At 70.0% G+C, this 16356-nt stretch carries 19 protein-coding genes; 15 read left to right on the forward strand and 4 right to left on the reverse strand.

Annotated features, from left to right (window positions below; all coding sequences use genetic code 11):
- Positions 1 to 5: 5 nt before the first annotated feature.
- The 4 genes from GXY35_07355 to GXY35_07370 form a co-directional block, all read right to left on the reverse strand.
- Positions 6 to 1028 carry a radical SAM protein gene (locus GXY35_07355; GenBank protein ID NLW94390.1) on the reverse strand — a complete coding sequence of 341 codons (1023 nt, stop codon included), beginning with the start codon at positions 1026 to 1028 and terminating at the stop codon, positions 6 to 8.
- Positions 1025 to 2626, reverse strand: a complete 1602-nt coding sequence (locus GXY35_07360; GenBank protein ID NLW94391.1) for a radical SAM protein — start codon at positions 2624 to 2626, stop codon at positions 1025 to 1027. Before GXY35_07360 ends, GXY35_07355 begins: the two co-directional genes overlap by 4 nt.
- Positions 2627 to 2728: 102 nt before the next feature.
- Positions 2729 to 3337, reverse strand: coding sequence for a hypothetical protein (locus GXY35_07365; GenBank protein NLW94392.1), 609 nt, complete (start codon positions 3335 to 3337; stop codon positions 2729 to 2731).
- Positions 3338 to 3431: 94 nt separating this feature from the next.
- Entirely contained in the window at positions 3432 to 4901 is a 1470-nt protein-coding gene (locus tag GXY35_07370) for a fused MFS/spermidine synthase (protein ID NLW94393.1), read from the reverse strand.
- A gap of 352 nt (positions 4902 to 5253) precedes the next feature.
- On the opposite strand from GXY35_07370, the gene GXY35_07375 reads away from it, so the two are divergent.
- The 15 genes from GXY35_07375 (at position 5254) to GXY35_07445 (ending at position 16341) form a co-directional block, all read left to right on the forward strand.
- A complete protein-coding gene (locus tag GXY35_07375; GenBank protein ID NLW94394.1) occupies positions 5254 to 5559 on the forward strand; it encodes a DUF134 domain-containing protein in 306 nt (101 codons plus the stop codon).
- Positions 5556 to 6257 (forward strand): hypothetical protein, encoded by a 702-nt coding sequence (locus GXY35_07380; GenBank protein NLW94395.1) that lies wholly within the window; start codon positions 5556 to 5558, stop codon positions 6255 to 6257. The genes GXY35_07375 and GXY35_07380 overlap by 4 nt, the downstream gene beginning before the upstream one ends.
- A complete protein-coding gene (locus GXY35_07385) occupies positions 6244 to 6981 on the forward strand; it encodes a DUF364 domain-containing protein (GenBank protein NLW94396.1) in 738 nt (245 codons plus the stop codon). The genes GXY35_07380 and GXY35_07385 overlap by 14 nt, the downstream gene beginning before the upstream one ends.
- Positions 6978 to 8366, forward strand: coding sequence for a sigma 54-interacting transcriptional regulator (locus tag GXY35_07390; GenBank protein ID NLW94397.1), 1389 nt, complete (start codon positions 6978 to 6980; stop codon positions 8364 to 8366). Before GXY35_07385 ends, GXY35_07390 begins: the two co-directional genes overlap by 4 nt.
- 181 nt (positions 8367 to 8547) lie before the next feature.
- Positions 8548 to 8955: a hypothetical protein gene (locus GXY35_07395; protein NLW94398.1), complete on the forward strand. Its 408-nt coding sequence runs from the start codon at positions 8548 to 8550 to the stop codon at positions 8953 to 8955.
- A 32-nt stretch (positions 8956 to 8987) separates the two neighbouring features.
- Positions 8988 to 9371, forward strand: a complete 384-nt coding sequence (locus tag GXY35_07400) for a DUF5320 domain-containing protein (protein ID NLW94399.1) — start codon at positions 8988 to 8990, stop codon at positions 9369 to 9371.
- Positions 9372 to 9413: 42 nt separating this feature from the next.
- Positions 9414 to 10265 carry a P-loop NTPase gene (locus GXY35_07405; GenBank protein ID NLW94400.1) on the forward strand — a complete coding sequence of 284 codons (852 nt, stop codon included), beginning with the start codon at positions 9414 to 9416 and terminating at the stop codon, positions 10263 to 10265.
- A 3-nt stretch (positions 10266 to 10268) separates the two neighbouring features.
- Positions 10269 to 10523: a zinc ribbon domain-containing protein gene (locus GXY35_07410; GenBank protein ID NLW94401.1), complete on the forward strand. Its 255-nt coding sequence runs from the start codon at positions 10269 to 10271 to the stop codon at positions 10521 to 10523.
- Positions 10520 to 11467, forward strand: coding sequence for a radical SAM protein (locus GXY35_07415; GenBank protein NLW94402.1), 948 nt, complete (start codon positions 10520 to 10522; stop codon positions 11465 to 11467). Before GXY35_07410 ends, GXY35_07415 begins: the two co-directional genes overlap by 4 nt.
- On the forward strand, positions 11464 to 11862 hold the full coding sequence (locus tag GXY35_07420) for a hypothetical protein (GenBank protein ID NLW94403.1): 399 nt from the start codon (positions 11464 to 11466) through the stop codon (positions 11860 to 11862). The genes GXY35_07415 and GXY35_07420 overlap by 4 nt, the downstream gene beginning before the upstream one ends.
- A complete protein-coding gene (locus GXY35_07425) occupies positions 11844 to 12749 on the forward strand; it encodes a 4Fe-4S dicluster domain-containing protein (GenBank protein NLW94404.1) in 906 nt (301 codons plus the stop codon). The genes GXY35_07420 and GXY35_07425 overlap by 19 nt, the downstream gene beginning before the upstream one ends.
- A gap of 449 nt (positions 12750 to 13198) precedes the next feature.
- Positions 13199 to 14683 carry a P-loop NTPase gene (locus GXY35_07430; GenBank protein ID NLW94405.1) on the forward strand — a complete coding sequence of 495 codons (1485 nt, stop codon included), beginning with the start codon at positions 13199 to 13201 and terminating at the stop codon, positions 14681 to 14683.
- Entirely contained in the window at positions 14667 to 15107 is a 441-nt protein-coding gene (locus GXY35_07435) for a PaaI family thioesterase (protein NLW94406.1), read from the forward strand. The genes GXY35_07430 and GXY35_07435 overlap by 17 nt, the downstream gene beginning before the upstream one ends.
- The gene (locus GXY35_07440; protein ID NLW94407.1) at positions 15104 to 16006 is read left to right on the forward strand and encodes an MBL fold metallo-hydrolase; all 903 of its coding nucleotides are present in this window, start codon (positions 15104 to 15106) and stop codon (positions 16004 to 16006) included. Before GXY35_07435 ends, GXY35_07440 begins: the two co-directional genes overlap by 4 nt.
- Positions 16003 to 16341, forward strand: a complete 339-nt coding sequence (locus tag GXY35_07445; protein NLW94408.1) for a dinitrogenase iron-molybdenum cofactor biosynthesis protein — start codon at positions 16003 to 16005, stop codon at positions 16339 to 16341. The genes GXY35_07440 and GXY35_07445 overlap by 4 nt, the downstream gene beginning before the upstream one ends.
- Positions 16342 to 16356 lie beyond the last annotated feature (15 nt).

The raw sequence follows: 16356 nt of genomic DNA on the forward strand, positions 1-16356 counted from the left end.
CTTCTCTACGAGGCGTCTCTCTTCGTGCCCGACCAGGTGGAGAGGACCACGGGCATGGCGTTCAGGAATCCCCGCGGCGTGTAGAGGGCCTCGATCTCCCCGCGGCAGTTGTACCAGCAGGATTGGCATCTGTTCTCCCGCCACGCCCGGTTGAGGCGCCGCATCAGCGCGCCCGGCGGGTCCGTCAGGATGCTGCCCAGCGGATGGTCGAGGTCCTCGACGCACTTGGCCACCCGCCCGAGGTTGTCGATGTTGAAGAACGACCTCCCCGCCCGGCACCCCGGCACGCCCCCGTCGAGCGCCAGGTCGAACCGCTCGAGGAAGTAGTCGTTGGAGATGAAGTTGGGGTGTCGTGCGCGGAGGAGGCGCAGGTACCCGGCCACCTCGCCACCCGGCGCGAAGCCGCGTTCCCCCCCCTTGAGGGAGCAGAACGGCTGGACCATGAAGAAGGCGCCGTGGCGCGCGGCGAGGCGGATGAGCGGCTCGATCTGGTCGAGGTTGTCCCGCATCAGCACCGCCATCACGTTCACGCGCTGGAATCTGCCGGTGCGCCCCGCGGAGAGGTGCTCGATCGCCCGGAGCGCGCGGCGGTGGGCGCCGTCGACGCCGCGGGCGCGATCGTGCTTCTCCGGGTCCGCGTAGTCGAGGGAGACGCTCGCGCCCCAGAGCCCCGCCTGGAACACCGCGCGGGCGTTCTCCGCCGTGACGCACCAGCCGTTCGTCGTGAGGAGCGGCATGTGCCGGCGGGCGAGGGCCGCGATCACCGAGGGGAGATCGGCGCGCAGGAACGGCTCCCCGCCGCCGATGGAGATCATCAGGGAGCTGATGCGGGAGAGGTTCATGCTCCCCCGCTCGATGTCGGCGACGGAGAGCTCCTCGGAGGGGGAGACGCCCTCCTTCCAGTAGTCGCAGAAGGAGCAGGCGAAGTTGCACCGGTAGGTCACCTGCCAGGTGCACCAGACCGGCCGCCCCAGGGCGAAGCGGGAAAAGATCCTCGCCTTCTTCCAGACCGCCGGGTGCGCTCTCATCTGAAGCAGCGTTCGTACCCGTCGACCTGCATCCACTCCTCCTTCGGCACGGAATGGGCCCGCTCCACGCGCTGCCGGTAGCAGGGGCCCGAGTTGTACGAACAGAACGGGTACAGCTTCCCGTCGGGCGTGGAGAAGTGGATCACGCAGCGGCGGACACGGGCGAGGTCGTAGTTGTAGGAGTCCATGAAGTGCATCCCCCCCACCATCAGGGTGCGGAAGGTGCGGGCGTTCTTCGCCCTCCCGACCTGCTTGTCGAGCATCCCGTTGAGGGTGTGGAGGTACCGGGAGAAGGAGAGGCCGCGCGGCGCCCGGTCCTCGTGGTAGTGCTTCCGGAGGGCATTCCACGCCCTGATCTTCGCGAACGACTTGAAGCGGGATTTGGCGGTTTTCCCGGCGAGCCGGTACATGTCGGTCACCAGCCCCCCGACGTCGATGAAGCGCGACATCGGGACCGCCTTCCCCTCGTCGTCGACGACGAGGTAGGTGCAGAGGGTGCAGTGCGGGTGGCAGGTGAAGTTCGTGATCTCCTCGCCGCGCAGCGCCCCGATGAACTTCGAGAAGGGGCTGACGAAGGAGAGCGGGTAGAAGTCATCGCGGCGCACGATCCCGGTCTGCTGCTCGAGGCCGATCATCACGTCCGGGAGGGTGATCCGCTTCTGCATCCGCTCCTGGTGCGAGATGCGCCCCGTGAAACAGACCGGCTGGTAGCTGATCCCCGCGATGACGTCGGCGTTGGCGATGGCGAAGCGCAGGATGTCGCCGACCGCCCCGTCGTTGACGCCGCGGACGATCGTGGAGACGAGGGCGATCTTCATCCCGGCCCGGCGGATGTTTTCCACCGCCTTCATCTTGACGTCGAGGAGCGGTTGCCCCCGCGTCACCCGGTAGATCGCGTCGTCGAGGCCGTCGAACTGGAGGTAGATGGTGTGGAGCCCCGCCTCCTTCGCCTGCATCGCGAACTCCGGGTCGGCGAAAGAGATGCCGTTGGAGGCGGCCTGGATGTGCGAGAACCCCATCCTCGCCGCCAGCCGCAACACGTCGTGGAACTGCGGGTGCAGGGTGGGCTCGCCGCCGGAGAACTGTACGATCCTGCCGGCCACCGGGCGCTCGTTGCGGTAGGCCTGGAGCATCTCCCGAACCTGGTCGAGCGACGGCTCGCAGACGTACCCGGTGACGTTGGCGTTGGCGAAGCAGATCGGGCAGGTGAGGTTGCAGCGGTTGGTCAGGTCGATATTCCCCAGGACCGTGTGGTTCAGATGCATCCCGCAGAGGCCGCAGCTCGTCGGGCAGGAGACCTCGCCCGCGACGTTCGGGTTGCTCAGTCCGCAGCCGGTGTCGAAGGTCCAGCGCTCGTTGCGGAGGTACATCCCCGCGTCGCCCCAGTAGATGTCCCGGCACTCCCCGTGCTCGGGGCAGGATTTGCGCATCAGCACCTTGCCCCCCTCCTCGTACAGCTCGGCCGGGATGACCTTCAGGCACTGCGGGCAGAGGGACTGGGTGGTCTTCGGGAGCCCCTTCTTCAGCGGCTCCCACGGATACCCGGAGAGGGTGTAGGTGCGCTCCGCGACGGCGGCGCCTCCTGGAACAGTGCTCACATGAACCTCCGTCATTGTCTATTGTGCAGGGGGAATGCTACGAAAACAGGCGGGTGCAGTCAAGCCCCGCGGCGCACCGGGCCATCGGAGGCGGCCGGACGTTCAGCCGTCGGCCTGGGGGTCGCCCGCGGGCGACCTGGAGAGATCCGCGGGCGCGAGCGAGGGGGTTTCCGCGGGGGCGGGCGAGGCGGTTTCCGCGGGCGCGGGAGACCCGGTCACCGCGGGCGCGGGCGACGGCGTGACCGGGCGCCGCCCCACGTGCACCCTCGTCCCCCCCTTGCCGTCGGGCTTCACCTGCACCACCTCGGGCGCCCCGAACCGCGAGAACGCGCCCAGATCCACGTTCACCTCCGTCCGCTCCCTCCCCCGCGCCGCGCGCGTGCCGGGGACCTTCACGGTCATATCCTTGTCGTCCCCGCCGCGGGAGATGAAGGTCAGCTTCACGGCATCCCCCGCGGAGGCGGGGATGCTGAGGGAGAAGCCCCCGTCGCCGGAGACGGTGCCGTGCGCAACCGCGCCGGTGGCCCGGTTCCGCGCGCTGACCCGGATCGGCTGCCAGCCCGTGACGCAGCCCGGGAGGCCCGCGATGCAGGCGGCGCCTTCGGCGTCCGGCGGGTGGACCATCACCGCCCCCTTCTGCAGTTCGATTTCGCCGGCCAAGACCCCGCGGGCGGCGAGCAGGCACCCGATCGTCACGCTGCGCAGTTTCATTCGATCGACTCCTTTCCCGAAGAGGGTCCGCCGTTCCGCCTCCAGTATACATCCTCGACGATTCCGCGCCAACGGGGCGGCGAGGTTCCCGCCCTCACCGCACCCCGTCGAGGTAATATTCCACCGGGGCGCGGTCGTCGGTCAGCACCGGGACGTCGGAGGCCACCCCCCCTCTCCATCGGTGTTCGAGGATGCGGTCCAGTTCCGCCTCCCCCGAAACGGAGGGGCGGGGCGTCGACGAGGCGGCGAGGACGATGTTCTGCACCCGCTCGCCGTCGCCCGGCAGGCCGACCGGGAACAGGTCGACGCGCGGGAACACCGCCCGGTAGGTGGCGTACTCGGCGCGCGTGAACCTGCCGTGCGGCCCCTCCACGGAGCCGATGATGTTCACGAGCACCGCCCCGCCGTCCGCGAGCCGCGCACGCATCCTCCGCACCGCCTCGACCGTCGTCAGGTGGTGCGGGACGCAACTGGCGTCCCTGAAGGCGTCGACGATGATCAGATCGTACCGCTCGCCGCGCCTGTTGAGGAACAGCCGCCCGTCCTCGTGCAGGATACTCAGCCGCGGATGGTCGCGCAGGCCGAAGAAGCGTCGCGCGACCGCCGTGAGTGCGGGATCGATCTCCGCCACATCGATGCGTGCGCCGGGGTACCGCCGGATGAACCAGTTCGGGTACGCGTACGCCCCTCCGCCGATCAGCGCGACCCGCCTGAAGCCGGGCACGAGATGCTCTCCGAGCCGGAAGAATGTGTGGTAGTCGAAGACCAGGCCGTCCCCGTCCAGGAAGACGGCCGACTCCTGCCCGTACGGATCCGTGGACAGGACGCGGACCGGCCTGCCGGTCTCCTCGTCCGTCTCCTCGCAGACTCGGATCCGGTTGTACGGCGTATCCAGATCGAGGAGCAGACCATCCCCCGCCGCCCCCGGCGCGAGGCCGCCGGCCGCGAAAAGAAGCAGCAGGACGGCGCTCCGCGCCTGCGCCCGGCGGCCTCCGCGGAACAGGAGGGAGAGAAGCGCCAGGCCCGCCGCGAGCGCGAAGAGGAGGCGCCCGCTCCCCCAGAGCGGGATGAGGACGAACCCCGCGAGGAACGTCCCGGCGATGCTCCCGAGCGCCGAGAGGGCGTAGAGGGCGCCGACGGTCGCCCCCGAGCTGCCCGGGTCCCGTATGCGGAGCCGCGCGGCGAAGGGGGAGACCGCGCCGAGGAGGACGTTCGCGGGCGCGAAGAGCGCGAGCGAGGCGAGCAGGGAGAGGGCGCCCGGCCCCTCGATTCGGGCCTGCAGGGCGGAGGGCAGACGGTCCCTGAGCAGCGCCGTCAGGCCCACGCACGCCCCCGCCGCAAGTATCAGGGAGGAGAGGAGACGGGGATCCGGCCGCCTGTCCGCGAGCCGCCCTCCCGCCCAGTAGCCGGCGCTCAGGCTCGCCAGGATCACGCCGAGGAGATTGGTCCAGACGCGCAGGGAGGTCCCCGCGTACGGGGCGAGCACGCGCGACCCGGCAAGCTCGAAGCTCATCACCGCCGCGCCGCAGACGAACACCGCCAGCCCGCACGCGTAGCCTCGCATCGACCGCAATCCCCTCTCCCCCATCCTCGGTCCGCCCCGGATAGTCTACCCCGTCGGCATCCTGCGTCCAAGTCCCGCGTGAACAAGCTTCCCGCACCGGGCCGTGCGCAAAGACGATCACGACAATGCGGCGCGCAGTGGAGAGCCCTTATCGCCGGGCGCGTTTACGGGCGATGGATCCTCCGGGGCCTCGCGTCCGCACTGTGCCTGTTGGGCAGGCGCCTGCCGCTTCCCGCCGCGGGTATCCTGCGCTGACGCCTTTCCCGTCCTGCCGCATTTGTTCCGCGGCGGTTTTCCGTTGCGCCATAATGAACATTAGTTCATAATAAAATCGTGCAACGCGAGGGGATCCATGTCGAGGCCGAAATGCACCAGGCAGATCAGCGCCATGCCGGATGTGACGTACTTCAAGCCGGCCGGGGTGCCGCTTCGCATGCTCGAGGAGATCGTCGTGTCGCTGGATGAGGTCGAGGCGATACGCCTGGCGGACCTCGAGGGCGCGTACCAGGAGCAGGCGGCACGGGGGATGAACATCTCCCGCCCCACCTTCTCCCGCCTCATCGTGTCGGCGCACCGGAAGATCGCCGATGCGCTGGTGAACGGCAAGGCCCTCCGCCTGGAGGGGGGGAGCATCAGATTGAAAGGAGGAGCGCAATGAAGGTCGTCGTCACCTCGTCGGGGCAGGAGCTTACCTCCCCGATCGATCCCCGATTCGGACGGTGCGCGTTTTTCATGCTGGTCGACATCGATTCGATGGACGCCGTCCCCTACCCCAACGACTCCCGCCAGGCGGCGGGGGGCGCGGGGATCCAGGCGGGCCAGTTCGCGGCCTCCCTCGGCGCGGAGGCAGTCCTCACCGGAAACGTCGGTCCCAACGCGGCGCGCGTGCTCGGCGCGGCCGGGATCAAGGTCTACACCGGCATCAGCGGAACGGTCGAGGATGCGCTGCGGGCGCTCAAGGCGGGCGCGCTGCAGGTTGCACCGTCGGCGACCGTCGGCCCCCACTTCGGCACGGGAGGCGGCGGTGATCGTCACCGAGCCGGGAAGGGGCGCGCTGCACGATCTGGAACGCCTTCGCCGTCTGTTCGCGCATTTCAGGATCGGGGCGATGGTCGTGCTCAACCGCTGCGACACGGATCGGAACCTCGCCCGGCAGACGGAGCGGTACTGCGTGGGCCACGCCCTGCCCCTGGCGGGGTCGATCCCGTTCCATCCGGCGTTCATCGATGCGGCCGTCGCCGGCCGGCCGGCGGTGGAGGATGCGGAGGCGGGGCTGGCCGCCCGCCTGCGGGAGATCCACCGGCGCATCAGGCAGGCGCTCGCCGGGGGGTGAGGAAGACGGATGAAGCTGCTTGAGGAGATACTCGACTCGCTCCCCGCGGGCCCGGCGGTGGAGGAGGCGTACGTCTGCTCGTTCGACGTCGCCGTCCGCAGCGCGCAATGGGGTCTCTCCTCGGCGTTCCGCGACCCGTGCGGCGGATCCCAACCGGCCTGGGTGCAGGCGGCCGGGACACTCGTCGGCCGGCCCGCGCGCGAGGTCGCCGCGTACGCCCTCTCCGACCGCCTCCTGGAGGCGTCGCTCGGGATGGCCGCGGTCAACTCCCTCCTCGACCCGGAACAGTTCGTGTTGCACGAGATCAACGCGGCGCAGCTCGTCGCGGAGAAGGGCCGGGGGAAACGAGTGGCCGTCGTGGGGTCGTTCCCGTTCCTCGAACGGATCCGCGCTGCGGCCGCGAGCCTCCGCGTGGCGCACCGGCCCCCGTGGGAGGGGCGCGAGGGGGTCGAGGAGGCGCGCCGCATCCTCCCCGAAGCCGAGGTCGTCGCCGTCACCGGGAGCTCCTTCATCAACCACACCGCCGGGGAGCTCCTGGCCCTGTGCCCGAACGCCTACACGCTGGTCCTGGGCCCGACCACCCCCCTCTCCCCCGTTCTCTTCCGGCACGGGGTCGACGCGATCTGCGCCGCCCTCGTCGCCGACCCGGCGCAGGCGCTGCCGTGCATCCTGCAGGGCGCCCCGTTCCGGATGATCGAGGGGATGCGGCTGGTGACGGCGTTCAGGAACGAAGGGACCGTCCGGTGACCGCGCGCAGAACGAGGCGGAAAGAGACGGGGATCGGGGCGCCGACCGGGGCCATCCTGGAGAGCATCTCGGACGGCGTCTTCACCGTCGACGATACATGGCGCATCACCTCGTTCAACCGCGCGGCCGAGGAGATCACCGGCGTTCCGCGCCGGGAGGCGATCGGCCGGCTCTGCATGGAGGTGTTCCGTTCCAGCATGTGCGAGGCCCACTGCGCGCTGCGCCGCACCCTCAAGACAGGCGCGCCGGTCATCGGCCGTTCCGGCTACATCGTCACCGCCGCCGGCGAACGGATCCCCATCAGCGTCTCCACCGCCGTGCTGCGGGACGCGGCCGGCCGTCTCATCGGGGGCGCGGAGACGTTCCGGGACCTTCGCGAGATCGAGGCCCTCCGCCGCGCACTCGAGGGGAAATGGAGGATCGGCGACCTCGCGAGTCGCAGCCCCCTGATGCAAAGGGTATTCGAGATGCTCCCGGCCATCGCCGCCAGCCCGAGCACGGTCCTCGTTTCGGGGGAAACCGGAACGGGCAAGGAGGTCGTGGCGCGCACGATCCACTCCCTCAGCCCCCGCCGCAGGGGCCCGTTCATCGCCGTCAGCTGCGGTTCGCTGCCCGACACGCTTCTCGAATCGGAGCTTTTCGGCTACAAGGCGGGGGCGTTCACCGGGGCGGAGAGGGACAAACCGGGGCGCTTCTCCCTTGCGCGCGGCGGCACCCTCTTCCTCGACGAGATCGGCGAGGTGAGCCCGGCACTCCAGGTCCGTCTCCTGCGGGTACTGCAGGACAGGACCTACGAACCGCTGGGAGCGACCCGCTCGGAATCGACGGACGCGCGGATCATCGTCGCCACGCACCGGGACCTGGCCGCGCGCGTTCAGGCGGGCGCGTTCCGGGAGGATCTCTACTACCGCGTGAACGTGATCCGCGTGGAACTCCCCCCCCTTCGCCGGCGCAAGGAGGACATCCCCCTTCTGGCGGGCCAGTTCATCGAACGGTTCAACCGCATGCAGGGAAAGGCCGTCCCCGGGATCGCCCCCGAGGCGCTCTCGCTCCTGATGGCCCACCAGTGGCCCGGGAACGTGCGTGAACTCGAAAACGTCATCGAACGCTCCTTCATCCTGTGCGCGGACGGGCTCATCGGGATCGAACACCTCCCGGAGGAGCTGACGGCGCATGCCGCACCGTCGGGGTCCGCGATACGCTCCTCCCATGAGCTTTTGGATGCCCAGGCCATCCGCGCCGCGCTCGAGAAGAGCGGCGGCAGCCGCCTTGCAGCCGCGCGCGAGCTCGGAATCCACAAGACCACCCTGTTCCGCAGGATCAAGAAGCTCCGCATACGCCTCCCGGACCGCGACGGCCGTCGCCGGAACGCGCGCTCGCAGTAGCGCATCCGCTACTGTATTTCGCCCCATGGGTTGCGCACATGCAACTCAGCTTCGATCATCCCGCGCCGCCCATAACTCGTAACGTATTCCCGGGCAAAATGATAAATGTTAGCACCCCATTCCAGTCAGGGTGGAACGACATATGCTTCCCTCAAGGTAAGAAAGGACCTCGGGATCCCATATGAGCAAGGCGGCATTCGCCTGTTGGGACAATCGGATTGCGCCGGTCTTTGACACGGCACGGGAGATCCGCCTCGTTGAAACCGACGGGGGGGAAATCGCCGCGGAATCGCGGGAGCATCTTGGCGAGGGCCTTCCGGCGCAGCGGGCGCTTCGTCTCGCCGAGCTCGGCGTCGACACGCTCGTCTGCGGGGCGATTTCGAGGCCCCTGCACGAGATGATCGTCTCATCCGGCATACGGGTGTTCCCGTTCATCGCGGGAGATTTGAAGGAGATCATCCGGGCATGGCGGGCGGACGCCCTGCGGAGCGACGCATTTGCCATGCCGGGCTGTTGCGGGCGCGTCGGGTGGCGCGGCCGCGGGAGGGGCCGCCGGGGCGGATGCCGGCGGGGAAGAATCGATCGGTGACTAAACAGACATACGGAAAGGAGGGTGCGACGATGCCACGGGGAGATGGAACGGGGCCCGCGGGAATGGGCCCGATGACGGGAAGGGCGGCCGGATACTGCGCGGGGTTTGGAACGCCTGGCTACGCCAACCCAGGCGTGGGAGGCGGGTTCGGGCCGGGATACGGGCGCGGACGCGGCTTCGGGATGGGCTTCGGGCGCGGACGCGGCTTCGGGATGGGCTTCGGACGGGGCTGGCGGAACTGGCGCTGGGCGGCGGGCCCGGCGGGGGTGGGCGGGTTTCCCGCTCCGTACGTCGGGGATCCCGATCCCGAGATGGAGAAGCTGGCGTTGAAGCGCCAGGCCGACGCCCTGCAGTCCGAGCTGGAGATGATCAAGAAGCGCCTCAGCGAGGTCGAAGCGGCGGCGGAGAAGTAGGCGCCGCGGAGGCACCCGGATGAAAACACGGCGGGAAGATCCATGATCCTGGCGATCGCCTCGGGCAAGGGAGGGACCGGCAAGACGACCGTCGCCCTGAATCTGGCGCGCACGTTCGCGGCGCCGGTCCAGCTCCTGGACTGCGACGTGGAGGAGCCCAACTGCCACCTGTTCCTGCGCGGGGAAGGGGCTGTTTCGGAGATCGTCTCGATCCCCGTCCCCGAGGTGGACGCGGCCCTGTGCGACGCATGCGGCGAATGCGGCCGGTTCTGCGAATACCACGCCATCGCCGCCTTCGGGTCCGGTCCCCCGGTCGTCTTCCCGGAGATGTGCCACGGATGCGGCGGATGCGCGCGGGTCTGCCCGCGAGGCGCCATCCGCGAGCGGGACCGGCGCATCGGGATCGTCGAGACGAAGCAGACGGGCGCGATCACGCTTGTCCAGGGGCGCCTCGACGTCGGCGCGGCGATGGCGCCGCCGCTCATCCGGGCGGTGAAGGCACGCCTGCGGGGCGACATACCCGCGATCCTGGATGCGCCCCCCGGGACCTCGTGCCCGGTGATCGCCGCAATCCGCGGGGCGAATCTGGCCCTGCTGGTCACCGAGCCCACGCCGTTCGGCCTGCACGACCTCACGCTCGCCGTGGAGATGGCGCGCGGGATCGGGGTCCCCTTCGGCGTGGTCGTCAACCGCGTCGGGATCGGGGATGACCGGGTCCGCCGCTTCTGCGAAAAGGAGGGGGTGCCGATCCTCGCGGAGATCCCGGACGACCGCAAAATCGCGGAGGCGTATTCCCGGGGAGAACTGCTCCTGGATGCCCTCCCGGGATACCGGGCGCTGTTCGAGCGTCTCCTGGAGAACGCGATGGGCGGCCGCGCCGCCGAAAGGAGATGAGCCGTGCCGACCTATGAGTACGAGTGCTCGGAGTGCGGCGGGAGGTTCGAGCGCCGGCAGGCCATCTCCAACGCCCCGGTTTCAAACTGTCCCGACTGCGGCGGGAAGGTCCGCCGCCTGATCAGCGGCGGGGCGGGTCTCCTCGTCAAGGGGGGCGGACGCGCCCGCGGCGCAAACGGCTGCTCGTTCGAGGCATCCGGCACGACCTGCTGCGGCAGGAACGGGCCGTGCGGGAAACCGTGCGGAGGAGCGGGATGACGACCCCTCCCCCTTCCCGCGTCTACGGCCCTGTCCCCTCGCGGCGCCTGGGACGCTCCCTTGGCGTCGACCTCGTGCCGTACAAGGTCTGCACCTACGACTGCGTCTACTGCCAGCTCGGGCGCACGACGAGCAAGACCCTCCGACGCGAAGAATACGTTTGCATCGACGAGGTCGTCGCGGAGCTGAAGGAGAAGCTCTCCGCCGGCCCCTCGCCCGACTGGATCGGTCTGGCGGGATCGGGCGAGCCGACGCTGAACCTGCGCATCGGCGACTGCATCGAAAAGATCAGGTCCCTGACCAGGATCCCCGTCGCCGTCCTCACCAACGGATCGCTCCTCTGGACCCCCGAGGTCAGGGACGGGCTGATGGGGGCCGATCTCGTGTTGCCGTCGCTCGACGCGGGCGACGAGGAGCTGTTCCGACTGGTGAACCGCCCGCATTTGGGGATCGAATTCCAGGCGATGGCGGAAGGACTCGTCGAGTTCGCCGCGCGGTTTCCTCGATCCGTATGGCTGGAGGTGATGCTGCTCGCCGGCGTCACCGCGGTCGAGGCGGAGGTGAAAAAGCTCGCCGCCCTCGCGCGGCGGATCGGGGCGGAACGGGTCCAGCTCAACACCGTCGTGCGTCCGCCGTGCGAGGCATTCGCCTCCGCCGTGCCGACGCACCGGATGGAGTCCTTTGCCGCCCTCTTCAGCCCGCCGGCGGAGCTGATCTGCCCCCCCGCGAACGCGCCGCCGTCGGGCGCGGACCGCGCCGCGAGCGACGAGGATATCCTGGCCTTGCTGCGCAGGCGCCCCTGCACGGCGCAGGGGCTCGCGGAGGGCCTGGGGATACACGTCGCCGAGGCGGTGAAGCGGCTGCAGGAGCTCGCCGCGCGGCGTCTTGTCGCCTCGACGCACAGGGACGGCGCCGTGTACCACACGGCGGCGGGGAACGGATGAACGACTACGATTTCCAGGCGGGGATCGCCCGACAGATGGAGAAGGAAACCCGCGCGCGGCGCATCCTCGGCGTCTCCGGTGCGGACGGACCGGAAAAGATCAGGAAGGCGTTCCGGCTCCTCATGCTCAATCCCGGTTCCACGCATGCCGCGGCGAAAAGGCGAAGGAGGCGCGGCGTTCTCGGCTCGGCGAGATGCTGGGAGCCGGATGCCGCGGTCCGGCTCCCACGGAACGTTGTTCCCGGGGCGGCGCACGCCCGAATCCACCGCGAGCCGCACGCCGATTTCTATATCGTACGGCTGACCAAGGGCAAGGGCGGCACGCCGCCCCCCGGGACGCGCAACGGGCCGAGGAAGCCCGCGGAGGCCCGATACGGATGCCCAGGGAACTCGTGATCATCAGCGGCAAAGGGGGAACCGGCAAGACGAGCGTCACGGCCGCCTTTGCCGTCCTGGCGGGGAAGGCGGTCATGGCCGACTGCGACGTGGACGCGGCGGACCTGCACCTCGTCCTCGCGCCGCAGGTGCGGGAGCGCCATGAATTCCGCAGCGGACACGAGGCCGTCATACATCCCGACGCCTGCACCGGCTGCGGCGCGTGCGCGTCCCTCTGCCGGTATGCCGCGGCGGTTCCGCACTCAAATGAGGGCGGAAGAACGGTCTACACGATCGACCCGGTCTCCTGCGAGGGGTGCGGCGTCTGCGTCAGGTTCTGCCCGGCGCACGCCATCGATTTCCCCGAGCAGCGCTGCGGCGAATGGATGGTTTCAACCACCCGGTGCGGCCCGATGGTGCACGCGCGTCTCGCCGCCGCGGCCGAGAACTCGGGAAAGCTGGTCACCGCCGTCCGCCGGGAGGCGCGCCGCATCGCCGCGGAGGAGAATCGACCGCTCATCATCGTGGACGGCCCTCCGGGCATCGGCTGCCCGGTGATCGCCTCCCTCGGCGGCGCCTCGCTTGTGCTGGTCGTGACGGAACCCACCGTCTCCGGCATACACGACCTCCGGCGGGTCCTCTCCCTTGCCCGCCATTTCAAGGTGCCGGCGGCGGTGTGCGTGAACAAGTGGGATCTCAACCCGGCGATGGCGGCGGGGATCGAAACCGAGGCGCGGGCCTGCGCCGCCCCTCCGGCGGGGAGGATCCCCTACGATCCGTCCGTCACCGCGGCGCAGATGGCGGGGACAAGCGTGGTCGAGCTCGGCGGCGGTGAGGCGGCGCAGGCGATCGGGCGGCTGTGGAACACGGTGAACGGAATCCTTTCGCGAAACGGTACAACCGGGTAACGGAAAGGGGGCGCGCGATGCCGAGGGGAGACGGGACGGGGCCGATGGGCCGGGGCCCGGGAACGGGACGCGGCCGGGGCATGGGCGCGGGCGGAGGGATGGGGCGAATGGGGGGAAGCAGACCGGGGGCGGGGCCGGGCGGCGACTGCGTCTGCCCCTCCTGCGGAGCGAGAGCGGTTCATCGGGCGGGTATCCCCTGTTTCGATCTGAAATGCCCGAAGTGCGGAACGCCGATGCTGCGAGGGTGAGCGATCACAGCGAACAGCCGCGGAGGGATGCGGCGGAGCACCGCCGGCATACACGCGGGGGCCGGCACAGGGATTTGTATGCGCCATGATTTCATGAAGAACGCCAAACTGCTGCCGGCCAACTTCGGCCCCCTGCGGGACGCGGACGGCCACGCCCGGCTCACGGGCCCCTGCGGCGACACCGTCGAGATCTGGCTGCGGATGGGAGAGGGGCGCATCGCGCAGGCCTCCTTCACCACGGACGGCTGCGGCCATTCCATCGCGAGCGGGAGCGCCGCCGCCCGGCTGGCAGAGGGGAAGACGCCGGAAGAGGCGCTGCGAACGATCGGCGGGGAGGAGGTCGCCGCCGCCGCGGGGGGCCTCCCCGAGGAGTCGAGGCATTGCGCGATCCTCGCCGCCGCCGCGCTCGCCGAGGCGTTGTCCGATCTCGTCGGGCGCAGGGGTCGGCGGGGGGCCGCACGGAAAGCGAAGGAAGCGCCCTCCCCTCCCCCGCGGCGCGGCGGGACCGACGACGAGGCGCTGCGGCGGCGCCTCAAGGAGATACGGCACACCGTCGTCGTTCTGTCGGGGAAGGGGGGCGTGGGCAAGAGCACGGTGGCGGTAAACCTCGCGGTCGCCCTCGGGCTCGCCGGCAAACGGGTGGGCCTTCTCGACATAGACATCCACGGGCCGAGCGTCCCCGGGATGCTCCGGCTGCGCGACGAGACGCTCAGGGTCGAGGACGACGCCATCGTTCCGGCGCGGGTCGGCGGACTCAAGGTGATGTCCGTCGGGTTCCTCCTGCAGGGGCGCGACGACGCGGTCATCTGGCGCGGCCCGATGAAGGCGGGCGTCATCCGGCAGTTCCTCCAGGACGTCGCGTGGGGGCCGCTCGACTATCTCGTCGTCGATTCCCCGCCCGGGACGGGCGACGAACCGCTCTCCGTCTGTCAGTGTGTCGGGAAGGGGGCCGCCGCGCTGATCGTCACGACCCCGCAGGACGTGGCCGTCGCGGACGTCAGGAAATCGATCAACTTCTGCCGCGCCCTCGGCCTGCCGGTTTTGGGGGTCGTGGAGAACATGAGCGGATTTGCCTGCCCGGGCTGCGGCCTGGTCACCCACATCTTCAAGAAGGGGGGCGGGGAACGGATGGCGGCGGAGACGGGGGTGCCGTTCCTCGGCCGGATACCGATCGACCTCGTACTCGGCGAAACCGGGGACGAGGGACGCCCGTACGTCCACCGGCACGCCCGGACGGAGGCCGGGGGTGCGTTCATCCATATCGTCGATTCGATCCTCGCCCGTTTCGGCTCCTCGGAGACGCCGGCGCCCGTCGTACCGTCAACCACCCACAACAAGGAGGGACGCATGCGCATCGCGATACCGCTCACGGGAGGCACACTCAGCGCGCATTTCGGACACTGCGAATCGTTCGCCCTGGTGGACGCGGATCCCGCGGAAAAGAAGATTCTCGGGCGCGAGGACGCCGTGCCGCCGCCGCACGAGCCGGGCGTTCTCCCCGCGTGGCTCGCGGAACGCGGCGCTGACATGATCATCGCCGGGGGGATGGGCTCGCGGGCGCAGGGGCTGTTTGCGGCGCAGGGGATCAAGGTGCTGGTGGGCGCCCCGGCCGAGGCGCCGGAGAAGCTGGTGGCGGACTACCTGGCGGGATCCCTCACGACCGGCGCGAATGCCTGCGAGCACTGAGCCTCGTTCGGCGAGCGCCGAAACGCACGGGCACGGCCATTGCCTGATCTGCGGGACGCACAACCCGTTTTCTCTGGGCGCGCGGTTCCGCGAAGACCGGCACGGCTCGGTAAGGGCGCGGTTCAAGGCGCTGCCGTGGTTCCAGGGGTACGAGGGGATCCTTCACGGCGGCGTGATCAGCGGCCCGCTGGACTCCGCCATGACGCACTGCCTGTTGCTCCACGGCGTCCGCGCGGTGACAGGGGATCTTCGCGTGCGGTTCCTGGAGCCGGTCCGCTGCGGCGCCGTGCTCGACGTGCGGGCGCACCCGCTGGAGATGACGCCGCCCTTGTACCGGTCCGCCGCAGCAATCGCGGACGATGCGCGCGTCGCAGCCAGGGCGGAGGCGAAGTTCATGCGCTGCCGGGGGGACCGATACCCGTGAACGAAACGGCCGTCACCGTACTCGTCGACAACGAGGCGGGCGAGGGGCTGCGCGCCGAGCACGGCCTCTCCCTCCTGGTCGAGGCGGGCGGGCGCACCGTTCTGTTCGACACCGGACAGGGCGCCGCGTTGCGGCACAACGCCCCCCGTCTCGGCGCGTGCCTGGGATCGATCGATGCGCTCGTGCTGAGCCACGGCCACTACGACCACACGGGAGGGGTGGCGGAGGTCCTGTCCGCCGCGCCCCGCGCGAGGCTGATCATGCATCCGAATGCCGCGCTCGAGCGCTACAGCGTCCCGCCGGGAAAGGAGCCGCGCGCCGTCGGCATGCCGGCCGCGGTGCGGGAGACGATCCTGCGGCTGCCCGCCGGGGCGGTCGTGGAGGCGCTCGCGCCGGTCGGCCTCGGTCCCGGGATCGGGGTGACCGGTCCGATCCCCCGGGAAACCGCCTGGGAGGACATCGGCGGTCCGTTCTTCATGGATCCGCACAGGCGGCGGCCCGACGCCCTCGAGGACGATCAGGCGCTGTGGATCGCGACGCCGGGCGGCGCGATCGTATGCGTGGGGTGCAGCCATGCCGGCCTGATCAACACGCTGCGGTACGTCCGGAGGGTGAGCGGGATCGAAACGATCCGTGCGGTCATCGGCGGCTTCCACCTGTGCAACGCGAAGAAGCGGCGCATGGAGGAGACGCGGAAGGCGCTCCAGGCGGCGGCGCCGGGGGTGCTCCTGCCGTGCCACTGCACGGGCGGCGAGGCGGTGCGCGCCCTGCGCGACGAGGAGTGCCTGCGGGTCGCCCCGTGTCGCGCGGGGGCACGGTTCCATTTTTCGCCGCATACGGCCGGGGAATGCGGCGTGACGTCCGTACCGCCCGGCATCGCAAAGGAGGTGGCGCAATGAAGATCGTGGTGACGGCCCAGGGAACGGACCTCTCGTCGTTCATCGATCCGAGGTTCGGGAGGTGCCGGTACTTCCTCCTCGTCGACACGGACCTGATGCGGGTCGAGGCGCTCCCCAACCAGGCCCAGCAGGCGGCGGGCGGGGCGGGGATCCAGGCGGCGCAGTTCGTCGCCGAGCGCGGCGTACAGGCGGTGATCACCGGCTCCGTGGGCCCCAACGCAGACGAGGTGCTGAAGAAGGCGAATATCCCCGTCTACCGCGCCGCCGGGACCGTGCAAACGGCGGTCGAGAAGTTCAAGGACGGAAAGCTCCCCCAAGGCGGCGGGAAGGAGTAGGCGGCGGCCGATACG

The sequence above is a fragment of the Chlamydiota bacterium genome (genome assembly GCA_012729785.1).
In the GTDB taxonomy this organism is placed as follows: domain Bacteria; phylum Auribacterota; class Tritonobacteria; order UBA1439; family UBA1439; genus UBA1439.